This window comes from Glaciimonas sp. GG7, from assembly GCF_052976905.1.
On the sequence record NZ_JBRIIQ010000011.1, the window covers coordinates 16,993 to 42,941 of the forward strand.

24 protein-coding genes and 1 pseudogene are annotated in these 25,949 nt (G+C 51.5%); 17 read left to right on the plus strand and 8 right to left on the minus strand.

Going from position 1 to position 25,949, the window contains the following annotated elements:
* Positions 1 to 27: 27 nt before the first annotated feature.
* Entirely contained in the window at positions 28 to 1,347 is a 1,320-nt protein-coding gene (locus tag ACVBEF_RS04790; RefSeq protein ID WP_447122807.1) for an aminotransferase class III-fold pyridoxal phosphate-dependent enzyme, read from the minus strand.
* Between the two features lie 178 nt (positions 1,348 to 1,525).
* On the opposite strand from ACVBEF_RS04790, the gene ACVBEF_RS04795 reads away from it, so the two are divergent.
* Entirely contained in the window at positions 1,526 to 2,956 is a 1,431-nt protein-coding gene (locus ACVBEF_RS04795; RefSeq protein ID WP_447122808.1) for an aminotransferase-like domain-containing protein, read from the plus strand.
* A 5-nt stretch (positions 2,957 to 2,961) separates the two neighbouring features.
* Here the strand turns inward: ACVBEF_RS04795 and ACVBEF_RS04800 are convergent.
* The 3 genes and pseudogenes from ACVBEF_RS04800 to ACVBEF_RS04810 all read right to left on the minus strand — a co-directional run bounded on the left by ACVBEF_RS04800 (position 2,962) and on the right by ACVBEF_RS04810 (position 5,251).
* Positions 2,962 to 3,575, minus strand: a pseudogene (locus ACVBEF_RS04800) (LysE family translocator).
* 137 nt (positions 3,576 to 3,712) lie between these two features.
* Entirely contained in the window at positions 3,713 to 4,672 is a 960-nt protein-coding gene (locus ACVBEF_RS04805; RefSeq protein ID WP_447122809.1) for a Tim44 domain-containing protein, read from the minus strand.
* Between the two features lie 192 nt (positions 4,673 to 4,864).
* Positions 4,865 to 5,251 carry a hypothetical protein gene (locus ACVBEF_RS04810; RefSeq protein WP_447122810.1) on the minus strand — a complete coding sequence of 129 codons (387 nt, stop codon included), beginning with the start codon at positions 5,249 to 5,251 and terminating at the stop codon, positions 4,865 to 4,867.
* Between the two features lie 550 nt (positions 5,252 to 5,801).
* Here ACVBEF_RS04810 and ACVBEF_RS04815 point away from each other — a divergent pair.
* The 9 genes from ACVBEF_RS04815 to ACVBEF_RS04855 all read left to right on the plus strand — a co-directional run bounded on the left by ACVBEF_RS04815 (position 5,802) and on the right by ACVBEF_RS04855 (position 15,607).
* Positions 5,802 to 6,527, plus strand: a complete 726-nt coding sequence (locus tag ACVBEF_RS04815; protein ID WP_447122811.1) for a response regulator — start codon at positions 5,802 to 5,804, stop codon at positions 6,525 to 6,527.
* Positions 6,528 to 6,550: 23 nt separating this feature from the next.
* Positions 6,551 to 8,128 (plus strand): sensor histidine kinase N-terminal domain-containing protein, encoded by a 1,578-nt coding sequence (locus ACVBEF_RS04820; protein ID WP_447122812.1) that lies wholly within the window; start codon positions 6,551 to 6,553, stop codon positions 8,126 to 8,128.
* Positions 8,129 to 8,461 carry a DUF4212 domain-containing protein gene (locus ACVBEF_RS04825; RefSeq protein ID WP_447122813.1) on the plus strand — a complete coding sequence of 111 codons (333 nt, stop codon included), beginning with the start codon at positions 8,129 to 8,131 and terminating at the stop codon, positions 8,459 to 8,461. It abuts the gene before it with no gap.
* Positions 8,451 to 10,502 (plus strand): sodium:solute symporter family protein, encoded by a 2,052-nt coding sequence (locus ACVBEF_RS04830; protein WP_447122814.1) that lies wholly within the window; start codon positions 8,451 to 8,453, stop codon positions 10,500 to 10,502. The genes ACVBEF_RS04825 and ACVBEF_RS04830 overlap by 11 nt, the downstream gene beginning before the upstream one ends.
* Positions 10,503 to 10,766: 264 nt before the next feature.
* Entirely contained in the window at positions 10,767 to 11,243 is a 477-nt protein-coding gene (locus tag ACVBEF_RS04835; protein ID WP_447122815.1) for a cupin domain-containing protein, read from the plus strand.
* A 177-nt stretch (positions 11,244 to 11,420) separates the two neighbouring features.
* Positions 11,421 to 12,836 carry a circularly permuted type 2 ATP-grasp protein gene (locus ACVBEF_RS04840; RefSeq protein ID WP_447122816.1) on the plus strand — a complete coding sequence of 472 codons (1,416 nt, stop codon included), beginning with the start codon at positions 11,421 to 11,423 and terminating at the stop codon, positions 12,834 to 12,836.
* Position 12,837: 1 nt separating this feature from the next.
* Entirely contained in the window at positions 12,838 to 13,836 is a 999-nt protein-coding gene (locus ACVBEF_RS04845) for an alpha-E domain-containing protein (RefSeq protein ID WP_447122817.1), read from the plus strand.
* Positions 13,837 to 13,846: 10 nt separating this feature from the next.
* Complete coding sequence (locus ACVBEF_RS04850) at positions 13,847 to 14,653, plus strand: transglutaminase family protein (RefSeq protein ID WP_447122818.1); 807 nt, start codon at positions 13,847 to 13,849, stop codon at positions 14,651 to 14,653.
* 75 nt (positions 14,654 to 14,728) lie between these two features.
* Positions 14,729 to 15,607, plus strand: coding sequence for a peptidase (locus tag ACVBEF_RS04855; protein ID WP_447122819.1), 879 nt, complete (start codon positions 14,729 to 14,731; stop codon positions 15,605 to 15,607).
* Between the two features lie 86 nt (positions 15,608 to 15,693).
* Here the strand turns inward: ACVBEF_RS04855 and purM are convergent, their stop codons facing one another.
* Positions 15,694 to 16,737, minus strand: coding sequence for a phosphoribosylformylglycinamidine cyclo-ligase (gene purM / locus ACVBEF_RS04860; protein WP_447122820.1), 1,044 nt, complete (start codon positions 16,735 to 16,737; stop codon positions 15,694 to 15,696).
* A 153-nt stretch (positions 16,738 to 16,890) separates the two neighbouring features.
* Between purM and ACVBEF_RS04865 the strand changes: the two genes are divergently transcribed.
* From ACVBEF_RS04865 to panB, 7 genes are all read left to right on the plus strand, one after another.
* Entirely contained in the window at positions 16,891 to 17,973 is a 1,083-nt protein-coding gene (locus tag ACVBEF_RS04865; protein WP_447122821.1) for an AI-2E family transporter, read from the plus strand.
* Between the two features lie 60 nt (positions 17,974 to 18,033).
* The gene (hda, locus tag ACVBEF_RS04870; RefSeq protein ID WP_447122822.1) at positions 18,034 to 18,783 is read left to right on the plus strand and encodes a DnaA regulatory inactivator Hda; all 750 of its coding nucleotides are present in this window, start codon (positions 18,034 to 18,036) and stop codon (positions 18,781 to 18,783) included.
* On the plus strand, positions 18,780 to 19,451 hold the full coding sequence (locus tag ACVBEF_RS04875; RefSeq protein WP_447122823.1) for a histidinol-phosphatase: 672 nt from the start codon (positions 18,780 to 18,782) through the stop codon (positions 19,449 to 19,451). Before hda ends, ACVBEF_RS04875 begins: the two co-directional genes overlap by 4 nt.
* Positions 19,452 to 19,497: 46 nt before the next feature.
* Entirely contained in the window at positions 19,498 to 20,874 is a 1,377-nt protein-coding gene (gene pcnB / locus ACVBEF_RS04880) for a polynucleotide adenylyltransferase PcnB (protein ID WP_447122824.1), read from the plus strand.
* A 1-nt stretch (position 20,875) separates the two neighbouring features.
* Positions 20,876 to 21,367: a 2-amino-4-hydroxy-6-hydroxymethyldihydropteridine diphosphokinase gene (gene folK, locus ACVBEF_RS04885; protein WP_447122825.1), complete on the plus strand. Its 492-nt coding sequence runs from the start codon at positions 20,876 to 20,878 to the stop codon at positions 21,365 to 21,367.
* Between the two features lie 148 nt (positions 21,368 to 21,515).
* Positions 21,516 to 22,175: a deoxynucleoside kinase gene (locus ACVBEF_RS04890; RefSeq protein WP_447122826.1), complete on the plus strand. Its 660-nt coding sequence runs from the start codon at positions 21,516 to 21,518 to the stop codon at positions 22,173 to 22,175.
* A 1-nt stretch (position 22,176) separates the two neighbouring features.
* Complete coding sequence (gene panB, locus ACVBEF_RS04895; protein ID WP_447122827.1) at positions 22,177 to 23,016, plus strand: 3-methyl-2-oxobutanoate hydroxymethyltransferase; 840 nt, start codon at positions 22,177 to 22,179, stop codon at positions 23,014 to 23,016.
* A gap of 100 nt (positions 23,017 to 23,116) precedes the next feature.
* On the opposite strand, the gene can is transcribed toward panB, so the two are convergent.
* The 3 genes from can to dnaJ form a co-directional block, all read right to left on the minus strand.
* Positions 23,117 to 23,782 (minus strand): carbonate dehydratase, encoded by a 666-nt coding sequence (gene can / locus ACVBEF_RS04900; protein ID WP_447122828.1) that lies wholly within the window; start codon positions 23,780 to 23,782, stop codon positions 23,117 to 23,119.
* Between the two features lie 180 nt (positions 23,783 to 23,962).
* The gene (locus tag ACVBEF_RS04905) at positions 23,963 to 24,562 is read right to left on the minus strand and encodes a chalcone isomerase family protein (RefSeq protein ID WP_447122829.1); all 600 of its coding nucleotides are present in this window, start codon (positions 24,560 to 24,562) and stop codon (positions 23,963 to 23,965) included.
* 200 nt (positions 24,563 to 24,762) lie between these two features.
* Complete coding sequence (gene dnaJ, locus ACVBEF_RS04910) at positions 24,763 to 25,899, minus strand: molecular chaperone DnaJ (RefSeq protein ID WP_447122830.1); 1,137 nt, start codon at positions 25,897 to 25,899, stop codon at positions 24,763 to 24,765.
* Positions 25,900 to 25,949: the final 50 nt, after the last annotated feature.

Consider the following 25,949-nt stretch of genomic DNA (forward strand, 5'->3'; position numbering starts at 1 on the left):
CCGTCTTTTTTAATACCCGCGCCCATCTCAAGCAAGCGTCTTAAGAATCCCCGCAAGCTTGCCAATCAATTCATCAATATGCTGTTTTTCCAAAATCAACGGCGGCGATAACGCAATAATATCGCCGGTCGTCCGAATCAAAATCCCGTCATCAAACGCCTGCTTAAATGCCGTAAATGCACGCACGCCGGGCTTGCCGGGAATAGTTGCCAATTCAATCCCGGCAATCAAACCAATGCTGCGAATATCGACCACATGTGGCAAACCTTTGAGTGAATGCACCGCATCTTCCCAATAACCGGCGATGCTCTGAGCATGCTCCAGCACGCCATCGTTCTCGAAGATATCCAGCGATGCCAGACCAGCAGCGCACGCCAGCGGATGGCCGGAATAGGTGTAACCGTGCGCCAGTTCAATGCCGGGCGGACCGTCCATAAACGCGTCATAAATATGCTGCTTAACAAACACCGCCCCCATCGGCACCACGCCATTGGTGAGGCCCTTGGCGGTAGTCACCATATCCGGCTCGACACCAAAATAATCGAATGCAAACGGCGTCGTCAATCGACCAAAGCCGGTAATGACTTCATCAAAAATCAACAGAATCCCGTGCTTGGTGCAAATATCACGCAAACGCTGCAAATACCCTTTCGGCGGCACTAACACGCCGGTCGATCCAGCTACAGGCTCCACAATCACGGCGGCAATATTCGACGCATCATGCAAGGCAACAATCCGCTCCAAATCCTCTGCGAGAAAACCGCCCCACTCCGGCTCACCTTTGGTGTACGCATTTTTTTCAAGATTATGCGTATGTGGCAGATGATCCACACCGGTCAGTAACGACCCGAAAGTTTTACGGTTACCAGAAATACCGCCAACCGAAATACCACCAAAACCCACGCCGTGATAGCCCCGCTCACGTCCGATTAAGCGCGTGCGCGTACCATCGCCACGCGCCCGGTGGTACGCAATGGCCATCTTCAACGCGGTATCGACCGATTCAGAACCAGAATTGGTATAAAACACTTTGCTAAAGCGGTTATTAGTGTATTGCTTGAGGCGCTCTGCCAGCTCAAAAGCGGCAGGATGACCCATCTGAAATGTCGGCGCAAAATCGAGCTTGGCGACCATTTCCTGGACCGCTTTGACGATTTTCGGCTGCGCGTGACCCAGTGGCACGCACCACAACCCCGCCGTCCCATCCAGAATCTGGCGACCATCCACATCCTGGTAATACATACCAGCAGCCGAGGCCATTAGTCTTGGAGCAGATTTAAAATCGCGATTGGCGGTGAATGGCATCCAGAAAGCGGAAAGATCAGCGGGGCTAGTATTAGCGGTCATTGCGCGCACCTTTTGTTGAATTCATGAGCTATCAGTGAGAACGAATAGGGATTGAATGCATTATTACGAGACGTGATCAATATTGTTAGATACACTTTTTCTTTATATGAAAAACTGTATTGCTAATTAATCTTTATTTCGCCCCTGTAGCCCTGTAAAAAAACATCTTGGACCAAGCATGAAACAAGCACGCCCCAAATCCATTCAGTTAGCGTTAGATCGGGCCTCTCCGACCGGTTTAGTCGATCAAATTGCCACCGCTCTGACACAACTAATCGCTCAAGGCACGCTGCGTTCCGGCGAGCGCTTGTCATCGGTGCGCCAATTCGGCATCGACCAAGGCGTCGGCATCTCGACCGTTGTCGAAGCCTATGAACGACTCGTCGCCCGCGGCTTGCTGGTAGCACGCCGTGGCGCTGGCTTCTTTATCGCGTATCAATCTTCTCAAAGCGTGCCCACGCCCACTTTTAACCCACCAGAACCGGTCATCGATTCCGCCTGGCTACTGTCCGAGATGTTTGCCGATGAGCGCGTACCGATCAAGGCTGGATGCGGCTGGCTGCCAAATAAATGGCTGGATAACGACGGCCTGCATCAAGCCGAACGGCGCATCATCCGCGCCCCCGGCGCACAGCAAGTCGGCTATGGCCATCCCTATGGCTATGTCCCATTACGCCAGACGATTAGTCAATTTCTGGCGCATTGGTCACTTGACGTCCCCATCGACCACATCCTCACCACCCACGGCGCCACCCAAGCGCTGGACCTGATTATCCGAACCATGCTTAAGCGAGGCGATACGGTATTGGTCGACGATCCGGGTTATTGCAATCTGATTGCTATGTTGCGCATGGCCGACATCAACGTGATCGGCATCCCGCGCACGGCTGGCGGAATCGATGTCGACGCACTAGAAAGCTTAGCCAGAATCCATCAACCGACGCTGTATTTCACCACCAGCGTGCTCCACAATCCGACCGGCACCTCCTACACACCAGCCTGCGCGATGCGGGTATTACAAGCTGCAGAGCGGCATGGATTCTGGGTCGTTGAAGATGATATTTTCCGCGAACTCAGTCAACCTAATGACCCCATGCTGGCAGCGCTGGATGGTTTGCAGCGGGTAATTTATGTCGGGAGTTATTCAAAAACAGTTGCGCCGTCGCTAAGGCTTGGATTTATCGCCTGCCAGAGGGAATTGGCGCGGCAATTAGTGCATACCAAAATGGTCCTGACGCTGACCAACTCAGAAATTACCGAGCGACTAGTGCACAGCGTACTGACTGAGGGACGCCATCGTCACCACGTCGATCACCTTTCCACAGCATTATTAAATGCGCAAGCACGCGTTCATGCAAGGTTAATTGAAGCGGGTTTGACGCCGTTTGCAACGCCGCGTGGCGGGATGTTTTCCTGGGCCAGATTGGAGCTAAACGTTGACCGTCCCAACTTATCCGCACGGGACATTGCGGACTTGGCGCGACAAAAAGGGATCTGGCTGGCCCCCGGCGATTTCTTTCACCTGACGCCACCGGAACAGCCGTGGTTTCGCTTTAATGTTGCTTATTCGGATACGCCGGAGTTGGTGAGTTTTTTTCAGGGGTTATAAAAAACTTAATTCAAAGCCTTGATTGAAGAAAATAATAAAATTGCACCGACAAAAACAATAACGATACCGAATATTTTCGTCACCTTATTCAAGGTCGAAAATGAAAAAATAACACTGGCTCTTCGTGCCAACAATCCATATCCATAGATAATAAAAATATCGCAAAAAACCCATCCGAATATCAGCAACATTGCAGAATAATTAAAATGAATAGAGTGATCAATGAATTGCGAAAGAAATAAAACAAAAAATAAAATATCTTTTGGATTACTTATCCCAGTTAAAAATGCCTCCCAAAAAAATTTATTATTTGCACTCCCTTTAAGCGCATTATTCATTTCATATTTTTTACTATATTGCTTATTCCAATGCAAACAAGATAACACGCCCCTGCGATGGCAAGCACTGGCAGAAATGTCTTTGGAATGGCATTTTGCATTCCAAACAATGCCAATGTTATTAATATCAATGCAGCGCAGGCACTACCGATTGCATTTAAGACTGAAGCTCTTTTGCCATATTTTATTGCGTGAGATGCCATCAAAAGTACATTAGGACCCGGCGTTGTGATGATTGCTGTGATTGTTAATAGATAAGAAGAAAATAAAATAATATTCATAACTAATTTAAAATTTTAATTTGTTTATTCTCATTAAGTAATGACCCTTGGATGGCAAAAAACCGCCTGCAATCTCTCGCAGACGGTTTTTCTATTTCTTATACCAAGATGACTAAACACTAATCACCGTCCATCCCTCAAGCCACCTGCTCAATCCCCGCCAAAGTCCATCCACCCTGACCATTAACAGGCTTGGTCAGATTCCAGATTTCATTGAATGGCTCCGCCAGTGCCGTCGGATCGTCTTTGATCATGCCGGAGAATTTGACGCCGGCCATGTAGTCGCTGCCGATGGTTTCCAGACCGAGGAATTCTGCGTCGATGGTGATGACATCAGTATTGTTGGGCTTTACACCGCGTTCCTGCAATTGCATTTTTAACTCGGCAAACATTTCCGGGGTGGTGAAATCACGGATATCTTCAATATCCGCTTTATCCCATGATGCTTGCAGACGAATGAAATTGATTTTTGCATGACGCACAAAACCGGCAACATCGAAATCTGCCGGTACGTCAATGGCACTCGTTGTGCCAAAGCTGGATCCGACAGTACCGCCATTGCTATTGATTAGCGGGGCTGCATCAAATACGGTCTTTTGCGCTGGCTCAATGCGGGAGGCGATTTCTGGCGTGAAGCTGGCGTTCTGTGCGTTACCGGACAATCCTGATCCGGCAAATACCGACTTTAGGCCACCGTTATTGTTGTTGTCCATTTTTCTACGATACATGCGGTAGAGGAACATCCCCGCCGCCGCCAGCAATCCGACCATCAGCATGGTGCTGATCATGCTGGCCATCGCGCCACCGAGTCCCATGCTCGACAATAATGCGCCCAACCCTAAACCTAACAATGCGCCGCCCAGCATACCTTTCCAGGCGCTGGACTTTGCTGCTGCCGGCGCAGCAGCGGCAGCAGCAGCTGGCGGTGCGGCTTTGGCTGCGGCTTGATTTTGCGCAGGCGTGGCCTGTTGACGGTTCGTGCTTTGCGATTTTTTACCGAACGAACCGCCGCCGCCCATCCGTTTAGCTTCTACCGTTGAAACACCAATTGATAACGTCATCGCAACGACGATCAATGCCACAAACATTTTCTTCATGCTAACTCCTGAGATGTAAATCAATGTGGAGAAGGCCACATTTGCCTGAAAAATCCTGATTTGGGCCTGATCAGCAATGTGCAAATGGACGCAAAATGCGCGCAACAAATGACTGAGCAGGACTAAATAAAAAGAGGGGAAGAGAAAATTACCGGATACGCTCTGTTTAAGCGCAGTTATCCGGCTGCACGCTTATGCGCGAGGCGGGGGAGAAACTAAAGGGAGGAAAGGTGGTTCACGCACATTGTCATTACTGTGCACTACTAAAAGAGACCGCCGACCTGGGATGAAACGAAAACCATGCGCAGGCACGGTTTCGTCAGCAAGATCGGCATGCAAATTGAATTCGCCTGAATCGTCATCGCCAAACCAGTCATCGCTGACATGATCTTGAGACACTGTCAGATCGATAACGACTGCAACATCTGATTGCTGCTGTTGCGTCAATGCCGAGATAGTCAGACTATCGCGCGTTTGATCGACAAACCCGATTTGCGTGTCTATCCCGCCTGCAAAAACTTGCAAAGGCAGTAAAAACATCAAAAAGAGAACAAACAAACGGTGCATAAATGAGGTCAATGACGGATGTTAGAGGTGTAATGGCGTCAATTATACACAGAAGTGTTGCCAAACAGCACTCAACTCGCATTCGGCATGCGCTCTAACGCTACTGCTTTGCACGATGTCAATTTTACCTATGTTTAAGTGAACACTTGCCGCTCTGTATGAAACGCCATAGACTCCAGCTGATACCAAAGTACTAATTAAACTCGAAGAATTTAGGACTTACGCAAAATCGTCCCAGCAAGGCAGACCTTTGATGCCATTACGAATGTAAGGCTAGGAGGAATAACGCTGCTGGGATGGTTTTGCGTAAGTCCTAGAATTAAAACAATAGAGGACTTCGGTAGTATTGGCCCTGCGACCAATATCCATATTGAGACATAAGTAAGGCCGCATAATTGTTTAGACTAGGCGTCCCGACGCAGACAGTACGACTGTACGGCAAGGCGGGGTAAAGACGTATAAACGATTATGCGGACTTACTCACCAACCCATAATAGCGCCTGAAGTAATCCTATCCGGCGCTATATCCTGATGATCAATGTTCCAAAAGGCAAGCTTAGCCATGCGCATATTACTCGCTGAAGATGACAGTGTTTTAGCCGACGGACTGACCCGTTCATTGCGTCAATCCGGCTACGCTACCGATTGCGTACGCAATGGCGTCGAAGCTGATTCTGCATTATCAACCCAGGATTTTGATTTGTTGATTCTTGACTTGGGCCTTCCCAAAATGGCCGGTCTGGAAGTCTTGCGACGTCTGCGCGCCCGCAATTCACGCTTGCCGGTATTGATATTGACGGCAGCCGATTCGATTGAACAGCGCGTAAAAGGGCTCGATCTCGGGGCCGATGACTATATGGCAAAACCCTTTGCCCTGTCCGAGCTTGAAGCACGGGTACGGGCTTTGACGCGCAGAGGTGCGGGCGGTGGCCCGACCGTGATTAAACATGGCCCCCTGTCCTACGATCAGGTTGGCCGGATTGCGTATATCAGCGAGCAAATGCTGGATTTGTCGGCCCGCGAAATCGGCTTGCTCGAAGTGTTGCTGCAACGCACTGGCCGACTAGTCTCAAAAGAACAACTGGTTGATCACTTATGTGAATGGGGCGAGGAAGTCAGCAATAACGCCATTGAAGTGTATGTACACCGCTTGCGTAAAAAAATCGAAGTCGGCGGGGTTCGCATTGCGACGGTGCGCGGACTCGGTTATTGCCTTGAAAAAATCGCTGAAGCACCTCCTGCCCCGACACCGCTGACATCTCCGCTCGTCGCCCCCAACCTAAGCTGATTTGGCCTGACCATGCCAACACTATGACTGCGCAGGCACCAACCGAGCCGATCTCAGACCCAAATAGCCCTCACGCTCCCGAGTTCGATTTCAATACCGATCCATTGATGGGGGAAACGGACACCCATGAGCGCATCAAACGCTCCCTGTTTGGAGAAATTCTGGACTGGATGCTGGTGCCCTTGCTATTGCTGTGGCCGATGAGCATTGCGATCACTTATCTGGTCGCGAAATCGATTGCGAATCAGCCCTTTGATCGGGCGTTAGACGATAGTGTGACGGTTCTGTCGCAGCAAATCAGCCAGGCAAACGGCAAAGTTGTGACACGCTTGTCTGGTGCAGCGCGTGATTTTTTGCGGGCCGATGACGTTGATAATGTCTATTTTTTGATCACCGGCCCGAAAGGTGAATACGTCGACGGGGACCGAGAAATGCCAGCACTTACGCCGGATGAAGATCCCCCACAGACAGGCACGGTGCAATTTCACAATGGATCGATGCATGGCACCGACGTTCGAATTGCTTACACCTATGTCGATCTGCGCAACGATGTTGCTGGCATCAGCAGCAACCCGCAGGGCCCGATGGCACTGGTGCAAGTGGGCGAAACACTGGAAAAACGCGCTCAGCTCGCCAATGAAATCATCAAAGGCGTGATTCTGCCGCAGTTTTTGATCCTGCCGATTGCACTGGCGCTGATTTGGTTTGCGCTATCGCGCGGCTTGTCGCCGCTATCAGAGCTACAGGAACGGATACGCGCACGTCGGCCCGACGATTTAAGCCCCATCGATTCCGGTCAGGTGCCCGAAGAAATTTCGCCATTGGTACGTTCGCTCAACGATATGTTGGGACGGCTATCCCATACGATCGATACCCAGAAACGCTTTATCGCCGACGCCGCACATCAAATGAAGACGCCGCTGGCAGGGATGAGGATGCAGTCGGAACTGGCGCTGCGTCAAACAGACGGGCAAGATATTCGCCGTTCGCTGGAACAATTGGCCAAGAGTTCGGATTCGGCAACCCGCCTGGTCAATCAGTTGCTTTCGCTGGCGCGGGCAGAAAATCAAACACAGGAAAACAGCGCACTCATTCCGATTGAACTCTCTGACCTGGCCCGCAAGGTCGTCGGCGATTGGGTCCAAACGTCGTTTACACAGCGGATCGACCTCGGCTTTGAAGAGGCAAATCAACGTTTGATGGTCATCGGCAACCCGATCATGCTGCGCGAACTCATGTCCAATCTGATCGATAACGCCTTGCATTACACGCCGCCTGAAGGCCATGTCACGGTACGTATCCGCGCAGGCAATCCTGGTGATGGCGCACAGGAAGCGATTTTCGAAGTCGAAGATACCGGTCCCGGCATTGTCCCGGCCGAGCGTGAGCGTGTGTTTGAGCGCTTTTATCGGATCCTCGATAGCAATCGTAGCGGAAGCGGCTTAGGACTCGCCATCGTGCGCGAAATCGCGCAGCAACATGATGCCGAAATCAGCATTTTTTACAATCCCCACAGCCACGATCCAAAACTGCCCGGATGCTTGTTGCGCGTGACTTTCAAGCTCATTCCCATTCAACATTTTAGAAATGAGTATCGCTAAATGGACGCGCGCCAACATACTGCAGTAAATAACGCCAGGCACTGGCGCAGAACAAAAACGCTGACGTTTAGTTTGTTATTGATCTGGGCTTTGATGACATTTCTCGTCATTTTTTTTGCACGCGAATTATCCGGCGTGACCCTTTTTGGATGGCCGCTTTCGTTTTATATGGCAGCGCAGGGGTTGGGCGTGACTTACCTTGCCATCGTCGCCGTCTATACCTGGCAAATGGGCCGCATCGACCGCGAAGCAGCGATGACCGTAGCAGATCAGCAAGAACGCGCAGTCAATAAGCCCCTCAATAATATCCTCACGACGCCCCATGAAAAATAAATCATTCCTGGCGCGTTTGACGCGGTATTACGCTTGGTACACGGCAGGATTTATCGGCGTGCTGCTCATTTTGGCGATCCTCGAAAACGAAGGTTTTCCACGTGCCTGGATTGGCTATCTGTTTATGTTTGCAACCATCGCGCTGTACGCTGGCATCGGCGTCGTCAGCCGGACCTCGGACGTCTCGGAGTACTACGTCGCCGGACGCCGGGTGCCGGGGATCTTTAACGGCATGGCTACAGCTGCCGACTGGATCTCAGCGGCGACCTTCATTAGTCTTGCCGGCGGCTTGTATCTGCAGGGTTTCGATGGCCTGGCCTATATCATTGGCTGGACTGGCGGATATTGCCTGATCGCCTTGATGATCGCTCCGTATCTGCGCAAGTTTGGTCAATACACCATTCCAGACTTTCTGGCAGCACGCTATAGCGGCCACTTTGGCGGTCGCTATAGCAGTAATCCGGTACGTATTCTGGCCGTGATCGCCACCGTTTTGATTTCATTTACCTACGTGGTGGCGCAGATTTACGGCGTGGGCTTGATCACGTCACGGTTCACCGGGGTAGATTTTTCGGTCGGCATTTTTCTTGGTCTGGCGAGTATTCTGGTGTGTTCGTTTTTGGGCGGAATGCGGGCGATTACGTGGACGCAAGTAGCGCAATACATCATCATTTTGTTTGCCTATCTGATCCCGGTTATTTGGCTCTCAGCCAAACATACGCATAATCCGATCCCACAATTTGCGTACGGCTCGGTCATGACACAACTGAGCGACATCGAAAAAACCTTGAGCGACGACCCTAAAGAATTAGGAGTACGCCGTATGTTCAAGGAGCGTGCCGATGCCCTCGATGGACAACTCGATGCATTGCCGCAATCCTGGATGCAAGGCCGGGTCGATGCCCAACGCCAGTTAAAAATATTAAAACATCATAGCGATACGTCTTTGATCGACATTCGGGCTGCCAATCGCAAGATCGGCGACTATCCAAAATCCCCCGAAGAGGCAGCACAAAAATGGTCCGACGCCAAGGCGCTCAATCTAGCCCATGCCGATCCGCCGACCCCGCAAGCGACGCCTTTTCCGGGCAAGGATAAAGAGGCCTCCGACATCAAGCGCAACAATTTTTTGGCGGTCGTCTTTTGTCTGATGCTGGGCACGGCGGCGTTGCCGCATGTACTGATGCGTTACTACACCACGCCATCGGTGCAGGAAACACGCAAATCGGTGTTCTGGACACTATTTTTTATTCTACTAATTTATCTGACAGTGCCAGCCTTGGCGGTACTGGTGAAGTACGACATCTACACCTCGTTGGTTGGTACCGACTATGCGCATCTGCCGAACTGGGTCTCGTACTGGGCCAATATCGATAAAACCAATCCTTTAGTAAGTATCGTGGACCTCAATCACGACGGCATCGTGCAGCTATCCGAGATCACGCTGGACGGCGACATGATCGTGTTGGCGACGCCCGAAATTGCGGGGCTGCCGTATTTTATTTCTGGTCTGGTGGCCGCTGGCGGTCTGGCGGCCGCGCTCTCCACCGCCGATGGTTTGTTGCTGACGATCTCTAACGCGCTATCGCACGACGTGTATTACAAAATGATCGATCCGGTCGCCTCGACCCAGAAACGCGTGACTATTTCAAAATTGCTGTTGCTGGTGGTGGCATTGTTGGCGGCCTATACCGCGTCGTTAAAGCCGGGCGATATTTTGTCGATGGTCGGCGCAGCATTTTCACTGGCGGGGTCGGCACTTTTCCCGGCGCTGATCCTCGGCGTGTTCTGGAAACGCGCCAATCAACACGGCGCCATAACGGGCATCATTATCGGCTTTGGCACGTGCGTGTATTACATGCTGCATACGCTACCCGCCCTCGGTGGGACGACAGCTGGTCAATGGTTTCATATCGCACCCATTTCAGCCGGTGTTTTTGGGGTGCCTGCGGGGTTGTTAGCAATGGTTGTGGTGAGTTGGCTGACGCCGCCGCCGGATGCGCGCACGATGGCGCTGGTGGACTACATTCGCGCGCCCTGATTATGCAATTTCCGCATGGAAACTGGCATAGGAATTGCTTAATAGATATTACGATTTTCAATGCAATTCAGTGGCATTAAACGTCATATCGGTTGTTGCTTTAAGCCCAATCTGGAGTAAAGTTATCACCGCTACGATGTTGCTGTCGTTGCATTAAAGGTCGCCCAAAGACGGTCCATGCGGCCTCACTATCAATGGTCTGACTTACATTGATTCTCGTCATGGTCGTGTTAAAACCGTATTTTGCATGAAAGGAAAAATGCAATGGATGCGCACAACACAAATGACCCAGTCGTCCCGCAAACGACGTTTTCCCATGTCCGTGAAGGCGATACTGTCTTTGAAGCTGGCGGCCTCCGGGATTTTTTCCAGTATCGCGATCTTGGCATCAGTGCCGCCACCGGCGGTCAGGTAATTGCCCAATTGGTCCGTGCGAATATGGCACCTGAAGCTGGCACAGGCTGGCATCGACATGAGGCGAATTTTCATATCGTCTACATGCTCAAAGGGTGGGCGCGCTTTATGTACGGGGATCAGGTAACACTGGTTAATACCGGGGACTGCGTGCATCAACGCCCCGGATTGGTGCATTTTTTATTCGACTACTCCCCCGACATGGAATATCTGGAAATTGTTGGCCCCGCTGATTTCACCACCATTGGTATGCCCGCGCCGTGCGAAGTACCCAAACCTACGCCGTGGTTCTCTCACTTGACTGAGTCACCTATCGGTCGCGAATAAGTAATGGTTAAGGTCGCGAACATCCGATCGAGATCGATTTAAAGCGGGCGTGAGGTGGTCCCTCATGCCCGGATTAAATAGTACGAGACTGAATAACATAGGAATCGATTCTATTAGCCAGCACATGGACTAATCCGCTCTCGACATTTATTCAACACATTAAAGTAAAGCAAAGTCATGGCAAAATTTTTCGATGAAATGTACTCCGACGGCAGTACTGCTGCCCGTCCCCATTATGGTGAATTTTGTAGCTGGCTAGGTCAGCAATCAGCTGACACTATTGCGCGAAAAAGAGTAGAAGCGGATGTTATTTTCCGTCGCGTTGGCATTACTTTTGCGGTCTATGGCAACGATGCAGGTACTGAACGACTGATCCCGTTTGATATTATTCCGCGCATCATCCATGCGGCTGAATGGTCGATACTTGAGGCTGGATTGATCCAGCGGGTCAAGGCCCTCAACATGTTTATTCATGATATTTATCACGATCAGAACATCATCAAAGCGGGCGTCATTCCGGCAGAACAAATTTTCCGCAACGCGCAATATCGCCCTGAAATGCAGGGGATTTCGGTCGCGTCAGATATTTATGCGCACATAGCCGGCGTCGATATTGTGCGCGCCGGTGAAGGCGATTTTTACGTGTTGGAAGACAATCTGCGGGTGCCGTCCGGCGTGTCGTACATGCTGGAAGACCGCAAAATGATGATGCGTCTTTTCCCTGAACTATTTACACGTCACAAAATTGCACCGGTCGATCATTACCCCGACATGCTGCTCGACAATTTGCGCTCGGTCGCACCAGTTGGAGTCACCGATCCGACGGTCGTGGTCATGACGCCGGGCATGTATAACTCCGCTTACTTTGAGCATGCCTTTCTGGCCCAGCAAATGGGCGTTGAGTTAGTCGAAGGCAAGGATTTGTTTGTCAACGATAAAGCGGTCTATATGCGCACCACGCGCGGCCCGAAACGGGTCGATGTGATTTATCGCCGCATCGATGACGATTATCTCGATCCGCTGGCGTTCCGCCCGGATTCGACCCTCGGTGTGCCCGGCTTGTTGTCGGTCTATCGCGCAGGCGGCGTCACCTTAGCCAATGCAATCGGCACTGGCGTGGCGGACGACAAATCGATTTATCCGTACGTCCCCGACATGATTAAGTTTTACATGGCGGAAAAACCGATACTCAACAATGTGCCGACCTTTCAATGTCGTAAAAAAGACGATCTTGGCTACACCTTAGCCAACCTGAAAGATCTGGTCGTCAAGGAAGTGCACGGTGCTGGCGGTTATGGGATGTTAGTTGGGCCCGCTTCTTCCAAGCAAGAAATCGAAGATTTTCGTGCTCGCATCATCGCCAATCCAGAAGGCTATATCGCCCAGCCAACGTTAGCGTTATCGGCCTGCCCTACCTACGTCGAATCTGGCATTGCGCCACGCCATATCGATCTGCGCCCGTTTGTCCTCTCAGGCAAAACCGTCTCAATGGTGCGTGGCGGCCTGACCCGCGTAGCACTCAAAGAAGGTTCGCTCGTCGTCAATTCATCCCAAGGCGGCGGCACAAAAGACACCTGGATACTGGAGAAATAACATGTTAAGCCGCACCGCCGATCACTTATTCTGGATGGCCCGCTACACTGAACGGGCTGAAAATATCGCACGCATGCTAGACGTGCATCTGCAAACGGGCTTACTGCCTCAGAATGCCGAAGACATTGCCCAAGGTTGGCGCGCCATTCTTGGCATTTCCGAATTACAGGAAGCCTATGACAAGCGGCACGAAACATTGACGCAAAAAGATGTCATCGATTTCATGGTGCGCGACCCGAGTAATTCATCCTCCATCGCCGCCTGCCTGACCCAAGCGCGCGAAAACGCACGCGCCGTGCGTGGTGCGCTCACCACGGAAGCGTGGGAAATCCAGAACGCCACCTGGCTGAAGATGCAAAGTTATCTGAAAACCGACGCGCTAGTTCAAAATCCTGCTGAATTTTTTGAATGGGTCAAACATCGTTCGCATCTGTCACGCGGCGTCACCATTGGCACGATGCTCAAGGACGAAGCGTTTCACTTTATTCGTCTCGGGACTTTTCTGGAACGGGCCGATAACACCGCTCGAATCATTGATGTCAAGTTTCATGGCTCCAAAGAAAATCAGCATAATCAGCACAAACAGAGCCAGTCTCAAAGCGAGGGCGAACATGCCGAAGTCACGACCGAGCCGCAACTCGATTTTTACTATTGGGCGGCCATTTTGCGCTCCGTCTCGGCCTTTGAAATTTATCGCAAAGTCTATCGCGACGTCATTTCACCAGCCCGTGTTGCCGACCTGTTGATTCTGCGCGCCGATATGCCGCGTTCGTTGTCCGCTTGCCTGGAAGAGGTCGTCAATAATCTGAAGCACGTACGCAACAATGCTTCAGCAGATACTGAACGCTTCGCGGGTAAACTCCACGCCGAGTTGCAATTTGGGAATATCGATGAAATTCTCGAAGCCGGTCTGCATGATTATTTGACCGTGTTTTTTGAGCGTATCTTCGAGCTGGGCAATCGTATCAGCCGCAACTTTCTGGTTCCATTAACTGCCTGACCTAACAGCCATGCTGCTGACAATCCGACACGAAACGGTGTATCGCTACACCGAGGCGCTGACCTATACGATTCAGCAATTGCGGCTAACGCCACGCGCTGAATCGCAGCAACACACGCTGGACTGGCAGATCAGCAGTTCTGGCGTGCGCCATCCGTTTACGGATGCGTTTGGCAATCTCAGTCACATGCTGACCATTACCGGCCAACATAACGAGGTCCGCATCGTGGCCGAGGGCAGCGTCGTGGTCACGCCCTTGTTTCTCGGGCGGCTGTCGCAGGCAGGGGAATTTTCACCCATCGTGTTCACTGTGGCGACCCAACTGACGCAAACGAGCATGGCGATCATCGATTTTGCCCATCGCTATCTGCGACGCAGCGCACATAGTGACGACCTGCTCACGCTGGCGCAGGCGATTTGCAATGCTGTCGCGTATCAAAGTGGTGCAACCCATGTCACTAGCAGTGCAGACGACGCGCTACGATTGGGCCAGGGCGTTTGTCAGGATCATGCGCATTTATTTTTAGCTTGCTGCCATGTGATTGGCATTCCGGCGCGCTATGTGTCGGGCTACATCGATCCCGGTAACAGCGATCATGCAGAAAGTCATGCCTGGGTTGATGTCTGGATTACGCAGCCCGATTTTTCCGGTTGGGTAAGCGTGGATGTCACCCATGCGCGCTTTGCTAACGATGGTTATTGTCGACTGGCAATTGGTCGCGATTATGATTCTGCGGCGCCAGTGCGCGGTGTGCGGCGCGGTGGCGGTGAAGAAACTCTGAGCGTGCAGGTGAATGTATCTACCAAGTCAGAATAATTACAGATATTGAATAGACAACTACTATTCGGTCACAATCCTGTAATATTCTTCTTTCTCTTTTTTCCTACCATCATGACTTATTGCGTCGCCATGCGTCTCAAGACCGGGCTGGTTTTTTTGTCCGACTCACGCACCAACGCCGGCGTTGATCACGTCAGCACTTTCCGTAAGATGAGCGTATTTGAAAATCCGGGCGAGCGTCTGCTGGTCATGATGAGCGCCGGCAACTTATCGATATCGCAGTCGATTAAACAAATCATCTCCGAACACACTAACGCCGACGGTAAAAGTATCTGGAACGTCACGTCCATGTACGAGGCGGCGCAAATTGTGGGTGATGCGATTCGCTCGGTGTACGAGCGCGATGCGAGTGCATTGCAAAAGTTCGGTATCGATTTCAACGTCGGGATTATTTTTGGCGGCCAGATCAAAGACGAGCGCTGTCGCTTGTTTCAGATTTACTCGGCCGGCAATTTCATTGAAGCCCATGACCAGAACCCCTACTTTCAGATTGGCGAGGCGAAATACGGCAAGCCGATTATTGATCGCGTGCTGGCTGGCTCGGAGATCACGCTGGATCAGGCGGCAAAATGTGCGCTGATCTCGATGGACTCAACCTTGCGCTCCAATTTGTCGGTAGGCTTGCCGCTTGATCTGCTGGTCTATGAAAGCGGCACGCTGGCGTTGACGCGCTTTGTGACCATCGACGCAAAAAATGAATATTTCAAGTCCATTAGCACCAGCTGGTCTAGCCATTTGCGACGGGTATTTGATGAAACAGAAGATCCGGTCTGGCAACCGGTACCAAAATCAACGTCGCATGCATTGACCGTCAATATCGATCGCAATCAGACCATGACGGTCGTGACGCCGCCGAAGGATATCAAATGGGAAAGTGGTCCGGCTGCATTGCAAACGCTGGCGCAGAGTCAACATGGCGGACAAAACTAGATTTTTCGCTGAGAAAATTACTCCGCTATAAAAAAAGCTCCCGGATGTTTTCGGGAGCTTTTTTACTGCGATCTTACAAAATTAATTTATAGAACAATGGTCTGCGCTTCACCTTGGGCGCGCGTGCGGATTTCACCGATGGTAAACACCGTCTCGCCAGCGGCTTGCAATTGCGCAAATGCAGCTTCTGCATTTTCTTTTGCCACGATCACGGCCATGCCGATACCGCAGTTAAAGACCCGATGCATTTCGTCATCGGCGACACCGCCATGCTCTTGCAGCCATGTGAACAATGGCGGCATAGTCCAGCCGTCGCGATGCAATACGGCAGTTAAATTATCTTGCAGCACGCGCGGAATATTTTCTACTAAACCGCCGCCGGTAATGTGCACCATGCCTTTGACTTCCATAGACTCCATCAAGGCCAGCAATGGCTTGACATAAATCCGGGTCGGGGCCATCAGCACGTCGGCCAGACTACGGCCATGGAAATCGGCGTTCAGATCAGGATTGGCGACTGAAATAATCTTGCGCACTAAGGAATAACCGTTGGAATGCGCGCCGGACGATGCCAGGCCGAGAATGACGTCGCCCGGCGTGATTTTAGTGCCGTCGATCAGTTTGGATTTCTCTACCGCGCCTACTGCAAAGCCTGCCAGATCGTATTCGCCATCCGGGTACATGCTTGGCATTTCGGCGGTTTCGCCACCGATTAAGGCGCAACCGGCTTGCTCGCAGCCAAAGGCGATGCCCTTGATCACGTCGGTGGCGCTGGCCACGTCGAGCTTGCCGCAGGCGAAATAGTCGAGGAAAAATAGTGGCTCAGCGCCTTGCACCAGAATGTCATTGACGCTCATGGCAACCAGATCGATACCGACGGTGTCGTGACGGTTGAGCATAAAAGCCAGTTTGAGCTTGGTGCCGACGCCATCGGTACCGGACACCAGGACCGGTTCTTTGAATTTCTTGCTGATTTCGAACAGCGCACCGAAACCGCCGATGCCGCCCATGACGCCTTCACGCATGGTGCGCTTGGCAAATGGCTTGATAGCCTCGACTAAAGCGTCGCCGGCGTCCATATCAACGCCAGCGTCGCGATAGGAAAGAGAAACATTCGATGTTGAAGTCATGATGAGATTGGCACTAGAGGCGGTAAAATAGAGGAGTTCGTCCGCACATAACAAAATATCAACAAATAAACATTCTATTAGTACGTTTATTTAGTATTGCTACCGCGGCAAAGACGCTATTTTATCAAACCGATCCGACTATCCCTCACTTACATGCCATTTTCTTTTACTGACGAACAAAAACAAACAATGTTGTGGTTAGGCGTTGCGGGCTTGCTCATCGCATTGTTCGTGGCGCTAGGGCCGATCATGACGCCATTTGTGGCTTCCGCAATTCTGGCCTACGCACTCAACCCAGGCGTTGACTGGCTGGCGAAGCGGCGGATCGGCAAATATCCATTTCCGCGAGCGTTGGCGGTACTGATCGTGATGCTGCTACTCGTATTGGCGGTTCTGGCGATGATCCTGATTGTGATTCCTGTGTTGCGCAATGAAATACCGTTGCTGCAAAATCAAATACCGATATTTTTGACGAAGCTCGACGAGGTGATCGGACCGCATTTGAAAGATTTCGGCATCCATTACCGCCTCGATGGCGCTGGTATCAAGGATATGTTGACGCAACAATTTTCGACCGGCGGGGATGAAATCTGGACTTCCGTACTAGCTTCTATCAAAGTCGGCGGCACAGCCGTGATTGGCTGGCTGGCAACCTTGTTACTGGTTCCAATCGTTTTATTTTATCTGTTGCAGGACTGGCACAGATTTCTGGCTAAATTAGGCAACATGGTGCCGCGTCGCTGGCAGGCAAAAACAGCGGGCATGGCGCAAGAAGTCGATGAGTTGCTGGCACAATATTTACGTGGTCAATTGTTGGTGATGCTAGTACTGGCGGCTTTTTACTCAAGCGGGCTAGCCATTGCCGGATTTGACGTCGCATTGCCTGTCGGCATCATTACAGGCCTGCTAGTGTTCATTCCGTACGTTGGGTTCGGACTCGGGCTGGTGCTGGCGTTGATAGCTGCGATGTTACAGTTTAGAAGTTTTCAGGGCTTGATTGCGGTAGCGATTGTGTATGGCATCGGGCAAGTGCTCGAAAGTTTTTTCCTCACACCACGCCTGGTAGGCGAACGCATCGGCTTGCATCCCCTAGTGGTCATTTTTGCCTTGATGGCGTTTGGCCAGTTGTTCGGCTTTGTCGGTATCTTGCTGGCATTACCGGCCTCGGCAATTATCTCGGTGATGGTCAAACATTTGCGCATGCACTATCTCAGCAGCAGTTTTTATAACCAGTAATGCGCACCACCCTGCCACCCCATAAAATGCCATTACAGCAACTAAGTAGGAAAACCTAGCATGCGGCAGTTACTGCTCGACATTACTACCGATGATGCCCAGACTCTGGACACTTTCGTGATTGGCAACAATCACGAAGTGTTGCATTTTTTGCAGCAATTGACAGTACCGTCGACCACCGCCGTGACCGCACCGGGGGATCGGTTCGTCTACTTGTGGGGCCAATCCGGCGCAGGAAAAAGCCATTTGCTGCAAGCCTTTGCCCGTACCACTAACGCACACCTGATTGCTGCCGCTGATTTAAATGCGCATCACGCGATCGAATACAACGAAGCCTACAGCGCCGGGTTGTTTCATTTCTCGCCCGAGGACACCGGCTATCTGATCGACGACTGCGACAAACTATGTGCGGAAGATCAGATTCTGGCGTTTGGCTTGTTCAACCAGATTCGCGAGCATGGCGGCTGGCTCATCACCAGCGGCGGCCAACCGCCGGCAGAATTGACCAACACCGTACGCGAAGATTTACGTACCCGACTAGGCTGGGGCTTAATCTATCAATTGCACGGGCTGAGTGATGAAGAAAAAATCTCCACACTAACCCAAGCCGCACAAGCGCGCGGCCTTACACTATCGAGTGGCGTGCTACCCTATCTGATTACCCATTTTCGGCGCGATATGCGCTCGTTAATGGCAAAGCTGGATGAACTTGACCGCTATTCGCTGGAAACCAAACGCCCTATCACGCTGCCGTTATTACGCAGCCTGCTACAACTAGAACAACTCGAATCGGAAGAAAAATCACTATGAACCTGGCGCTATTTGACCTTGACCATACTCTGCTGCCTATCGACTCGGATTTCGAGTGGGGGCAATTTCTCATCCGTATCGGTGCCGTTGATGCGGACGCGTTTAAAAAAAGCAACGCGGAGTGGTTTGCCCAATATCAGGCAGGCACGCTCGATCCGGTGAAATATCTGGAGTTCACCTTCGGCACGCTGTCGGCATTTCCCCGCAAGCAACTCGATGCCTGGCATGCACAATTCATGAAAGAAGTCATCGTGCCGCGCATTACGCCGCAGGCGCTCGATTTGTTGCAACAGCACCATGACGCAGGCGACTTGGTAGCGATCGTGACGGCTACCAACAGTTTCGTCACCGAACCGATTGCCAAAGCATTGGGCGTCGACTTCCTCATCGCAGCCGATCCAGAAACCACCGACGACGGCGAAATCACCGGCAATCTGCTCGATACGCCAACCTACGGTCCCGGCAAAGTCATTCACACGCATGCCTGGCTGGCGACGATGGATATGACGCTCGACAGCTTTCCACGGACTTTTTTCTACAGCGATTCGCACAACGATCTGCCGCTAATGAAGTTGGTCACCGATCCGATTGCCACCAATCCGAACGCCCAGTTGAAAGCGCATGCTGATGAACACGGCTGGTCGATTCTGAATTTATTCGACAAATAACACTTTAAAACAACGGCACTCGGCCACTTAAAAAAATCAAGACACAATGATCAAACAGCTGATTCGCTCCATCCTCGGACCCAAAAAAAAGATGGACGACCACACCAAACCGGTGGTGCTGGCCCCCAAGCAGCACGGTATTGACCCGCAACTGGTCTCACCGAACGCGATACGCGTCACCAGTACGTTGCAAGAAGCCGGTTTCAAGGCCTTCATCGTCGGCGGCGCGGTGCGCGATCTTTTATTGGGCGTGAAACCGAAAGACTTCGACGTTGCCACCAACGCCACCCCGGAACAGGTCAAACGCTTGTTTCGGCGCGCATTCCTGATCGGTAAGCGCTTTCAGATCGTGCACGTCATGTTCGGTCAGGAATTGATTGAGGTGACCACCTTCCGCGGTCCCTCATCCACCGGCGCACTCAAAGATGAACATGGTCGCGTACTACGTGACAACACCTTCGGCGAACAGCACGAAGACGCGATCCGACGCGATTTCACTATCAACGCCATGTATTACGACCCAAGCAGCCAAAGCGTGCTCGATTATCACGGGGGGATTGCCGATATTCGCGCCAAAACCTTACGCATCATCGGCGTACCTGAGGCCCGCTATCGGGAAGATCCGGTCCGCATGCTGCGCATCGTCCGCTTTGCCGCCAAGCTCAATTTCACCATCGAGCCAGCAACCCGTGCACCGATTCCGGTCATGGCGACGCTTATCAATAACGTGCCGACTGCGCGTGTATTCGATGAAATGCTCAAGCTACTGATGAGCGGCCATGCGCTGGCGTGTCTCCAACAACTACGTACAGAGGGGCTACATCACGGCTTGCTGCCGCTGCTTGATGTCGTGCTGGAACAGCCTATGGGCGAGAAATTCGTCACTTTAGCCTTAGCCAATACGGATCTGCGCGTACGGCAAGGCAAGCCTGTGTCGCCAGGCTTTCTGTTTGCATCATTGCTCTGGCATCAAGTACTGGAAAAGTGGACCGCCTATCAAGCCGCTGGCGAATTCCCTATCCCCGCCTTGCATCTGGCCGCCGATGACGTGCTGGACGCGCAAACCGACAAACTGGCGCTGCAACGCAAGATCGCAACAGACATGCGCGACATCTGGGCCATGCAACCGCGCTTCGAGCGTCGTGTTGGTAAATCACCTTACAAATTGCTGGAGCATTTGCGATTGCGTGCCGGTTATGACTTCCTGTTATTGCGTTGCGCCTCGGGTGAACTCGATAGCGAACTCGGAGAATGGTGGACTGCCTTCATGGAAGCCGATAGCCCAGCTCGCGAAGTTCTGCTGACCCAAAAGCCAAAGTTGACCAACGAAGGCCCGCCACCAAAAAAACGTGCGCGCCGTCGTAGTCCGCGCAGTCAGCAAGGTAGCGGAGGCAGTAACAACGGTACGCAGGACGGTGCATAACGTGAAAGCCCTTCCGGAATCCGTCGTTGCCTACATCGGCATCGGCGGCAATCTCGGCGATGCCCAGGCCCAGGTACTGAGCGCTATTGCGCAGCTTGGGACATTGCCGCAGACCGTGCTGAGCGCGCAATCGAGTCTGTTTCGCACCGCTCCGATCGATTCTGGCGGTGACGATTACATCAACGCTGTGGTGCGGCTCGATACCCAATTTGGTCCTCACGCTTTGCTTGAGGAGCTACAAAATATCGAGCAACATTTCGGCCGCGAACGCCCCTACCGGAATGCTCCACGCACGCTGGACCTGGATTTGTTGCTATATGGCACACAAATTATTGCCGATGCGACATTAACTGTACCGCATCCACGCATGCTGCAACGTGCGTTCGTATTGATTCCCTTATTGCAAATCGATCCTTTTATGTCAATTCCCGGGTACGGTGCGGCGCACCAATTTATTCCCCAGGTTGCCGATCAGGTCATCGCTAAAATCTAGCTCCCGCGTCAATCGTTGTTTTCTCTGATTGAGCGACTTCAAACCCCGCGCCCGAAAGCGTTTACACTCATACTTCAACGAAAATATTGCATACGAACCATCCGCGTAACACTCCTGCTCAAGCCACACACCCTCTCCTCCCCCGAATATGAATCTACAAAATTACAAATATGTTGTGGTTGAAGGCCCTATCGGTGCCGGTAAAACGACCTTAACCAAAAAAATAGCGGCGCACATAGGCGCACAAGTGCTGCTCGAACAACCGGAAAGCAATCCTTTTCTGGAAAAGTTTTATTACGACCCAGCCCGTTACGCCCTGGCAACGCAAATGTTCTTCCTGCTCCAGCGTATCAATCAGTTACGCGATCTGGGGCAGAGTAATTTGTTCAACGAGAGCGTTGAAAATGCCGGGGCGGTTGTCTCCGATTTTTTACTCGACAAAGACCCCATTTTTGCCAACTTGACGCTGGTCGATGACGAGCTAAAAATGTATCAACAACTCTACAATCAATTGCGACCGCAAACCCCAACGCCGGACTTGGTTATTTATCTGCAAGCCGAGCCTGATAAGTTGATTGAGCGCATCAAAAAACGCGGCATTCCGATGGAGTCCGGCATCACTCCCGACTATCTGAAACGATTATGCGAGAGCTATAGCCGCTTCTTTTACGATTACGAAGCCGCGCCATTGCTGATCGTCAATAACGAACACATGGACCTGTCAGGCAGTGACGCCGACTTTGAATTGCTGTTAGCACGGATCGATAGCATGCGCGGCAAGCGTGAATTTTTTAATCGCGGAGAATAATATGGCAGCCTATTTACAAGACGACGCAGCCGAAACATCGCAAAAACGGACGGCTCCGGTGACCATTCCAGTCTTGCAAAAGATGCATGACAAAGGTGAAAAGATCACCATGTTGACGTGCTACGACGCCAGTTTTGCCGCATTATTGGATCGCTGTGGGGTCGATACCATCCTCATCGGAGATTCACTCGGCATGGTGTGTCAGGGGCATTCTTCAACGTTGCCAGTATCGGTCGAGGATATTGTGTATCACACTGCCAGCGTCGCGCGCGTCAACCCTACCGCGCTGGTGCTTGCCGATTTGCCCTTTGGTGGTTATGGCACGCCTGAGAGCGCATTCGCACATGCCGTATTGGTGATTCAGGCAGGTGCGCAGATGATCAAAATTGAAGGCGGAGCGTGGCTGGTACCAACCGTGCGTTTTCTCACTGAACGCGCGATTCCCGTATGCGCCCATCTCGGCCTGACACCACAATCGGTGCACCAGATGGGGGGCTACAAAGTACAGGGAAAAACCACTGCGGCGGCGGAACAACTCAAAGCCGATGCACTAGCATTGCAAGCTGCTGGCGCCAGCATGCTGGTGCTGGAGGCGATTCCGGCAGCGTTAGGTCAGGAAATAACGGCATTGTTGAGCATCCCCACCATCGGCATCGGTGCCGGTCCTGATTGCTCAGGTCAGGTGTTAGTACTGCATGATTTGCTGGGTGTATTTCCGGGCCACAAAGCCCGCTTCGTGAAGAATTTCATGGAAGGTCAAACGAGTATTGATGCGGCTGTGCAGACCTATATCGCAGCGGTCAAGGACAAGTCGTTTCCGGCTCCAGAACATTGTTTCTGAAAGCTGGCTTAGACGGATCAGAGAGATAAAAAAATCGCCAACCCGGTTGATCCGATTGGCGATTTTTTCATAGCTTCTTCGTACGCGCTCCTACAGAAGATCACTCATCGTAACGCTTCAAACTACACGCCATCCCTTTAGCCAGATCGTCCGGTCCGCTGACCGTCACGCCCAAATCACGTAACAAGCCATCCTGCAAACCATACACCCAGCTATGGATAGTCAAATCCTGCCCACGCTCCCAGGCATCCTGAACGATCGTCGTCTGACAAACATTAGCAACCTGCTCCATGGAATTGAGTTCGCATAACCGATCGTGCCGCAATTGCTCTGACAATCCCTCTCCCAAATAGCGCTCATGCTTTTGATGTACGTCCTGTACATGCCGCAACCAGTTGTCGGCCAGACCAACGCGGCGTTTGGTCAACGCAGCATGCACGCCTGAGCAGCCGTAATGTCCCACAACAAACACATGCTTGACCTTCAGCACATCAACCGCAAATTGCAGTACTGACAAACAATTCAAATCGCTATGGGCGACTACGTTGGCAATATTGCGGTGGACGAATAACTCGCCCGGCAGGAGGCCGAGCAATTCATTTGCCGGTACCCGGCTATCGGAACAACCAATCCAGAAATAATCAGGCGATTGCTGGCCTGCTAACGTTTTAAAAAACACCGGATCGCGGGCAGTCATCGCAGCGGCCCATTTGCGGTTGCTCTCGAAAAGTTGTTCCTGGGTCAGGGCGTCTTTATGCTTTATCATCGTTTTCCGTTCAGAATAAGTGCTCAATTTACATGGTAGTTTTACAACCTACGCAAATCAACTTGAACGTCATTTTATCGAAACTGGGGGACGATATTGAGTTTTTTCAATATCCGTATCAAGATGGAAAAAATCCGACACAAATTCGAGACAAACCGTCTAAAAACAATCAGACCTGATTCAGCCCGCCTCTCCTAGCAAACGTAATTTTAGTTTGCTGTCAGCAGGGTTATCGCCTATCCAGATTTTTAGTAAAGCATTATAAAAAACTACATCTGGGAACACTTCTCCAATTCTTTTTCCATTCAATTGCATCACTGTGCCGGTGCCGGGAATCCAGTCAGTGAACAAAACGTCGCCTTTTTTAAGCTCCGGTATCGCTGCAAATAATTCGCCGAATTTTATTAATTGATTAATAATTTTCGCTTTCTCTGTTTTATCTGAATTTTTCTGTATGCCTGACATAAAAGCCTGCCCAAAATCCTCACTACTCACGTCGCGTAGCATCACCAACGTTATGCGCCGCGGTCCGGTAGCATTCATGACATCGTTTGGCGTTGTCTTTTTCTCCGTCAGATACAGCGCTGCGGTGTAGACCTTAAAAATAGCCTTGTAACGAATGCCGGCACCATTCAATAGCAATTCGTTATTGGCAACATTCGCGGTTTCATTAATCTGCACCCCTGCCAGCTCAAATGCGGATGCTTGTTGCGTCAACAACAGTGCCGACAACATACAAACAAGGCCACACCCGCGTTTTACATAAGCAACTACAGTCATGTCTTCTCCAATGGATGGTTGTAGTAATTTCGCCGAACAAAATAGAACGGTCGTTTTATTGAGCGATTAGAATAGGCCCGACCAACAAATAATGCAATGCTGAATGTGAGGCATACGCATGAAGCATGCTGGAAGACACAAAAAAGAAAATGATCGTTTGATCAGCGGCTTTTTTACGCAAGATTTCCAAGACTTAATAATTACTCAAAGAACTCTTTAACCTTATCTTTCCAAGACTTACTCTGAGGATTATGTTTCGCCCCACCTTCCGTTGTCAGCAGATCGAAGTCGCGTAACAGTTCTTTCTGGCGATCGCTGAGCTTGACAGGCGTTTCAATGACAACATGGCAAAATAAATCGCCGGCATAACCTGAGCGAACGCCTTTAATACCCTTGCTGCGCAAGCGGAAGGTTTTGCCTGACTGCGTACCCTCTGGAATCGTGAACGAAACCTTACCGTTGAGCGTTGGCACTTCAATTTCGCCACCCAAAGCGGCCTTGGCAAATGAGATCGGCATTTCGCAATGTAAATCATCGCCATCACGTTGAAATACACCGTGTTCTTTGATGTGAATCTCAACATACAAATCACCCGGAGGCCCGCCGTTCGTACCCGGCTCACCGTTACCGGATGAGCGAATGCGCATACCGTCATCGATTCCTTCTGGAATCTTGACTTCAAGGGTCTTGTTGCGCTTGATCCGACCAGCTCCCGCGCACGACGTGCATGGCTCGGCAATCACTTTACCGCTGCCGTGACATTTCGGACAAGTTTGTTGAATGCTGAAAAATCCTTGCTGCATCCTGACCTGACCGTGACCGCCGCAGGTCGGACAAGTCACCGGCTGCGTTCCCGGCTTGGCACCGCTGCCGTGGCAAGGTTCGCAAGCATCCCACGAAGGCACCCGAATAGTGGTGTCGAAACCGTGCGCCGCCTGCTCCAGCGTAATTTCCAGGTTGTAGCGCAAATCCGCACCGCGATATACCTGAGGGCCGCCACCGCGACCACCACGTTGCTGGCCTCCGCCGCCACCAAAGATGTCACCGAAGATATCGCCAAAAGCATCGGCAAAGCCGCCGCCATTACCACCGCCTCCGCCGCCCATATTCGGATCGACACCGGCATGACCGTAGCGGTCATAGGCCTCGCGCTTTTGCGGATCCGATAGCATCTCGTAGGCTTCTTTGCCTTCCTTGAATTTATCTTCAGCACCTTTGCTATCCGGATTACGGTCCGGATGGTGTTTCATCGCGAGCTTGCGGTACGACTTCTTGATTTCTTCATCAGAAGCGTTTTTCGCAACTCCCAGAATTTCGTAAAAATCACGTTTCGCCATGTTTTGGCACCCTCTTTGTCTAAGCGAAAACGCCGAACAGAGCTTAAAGC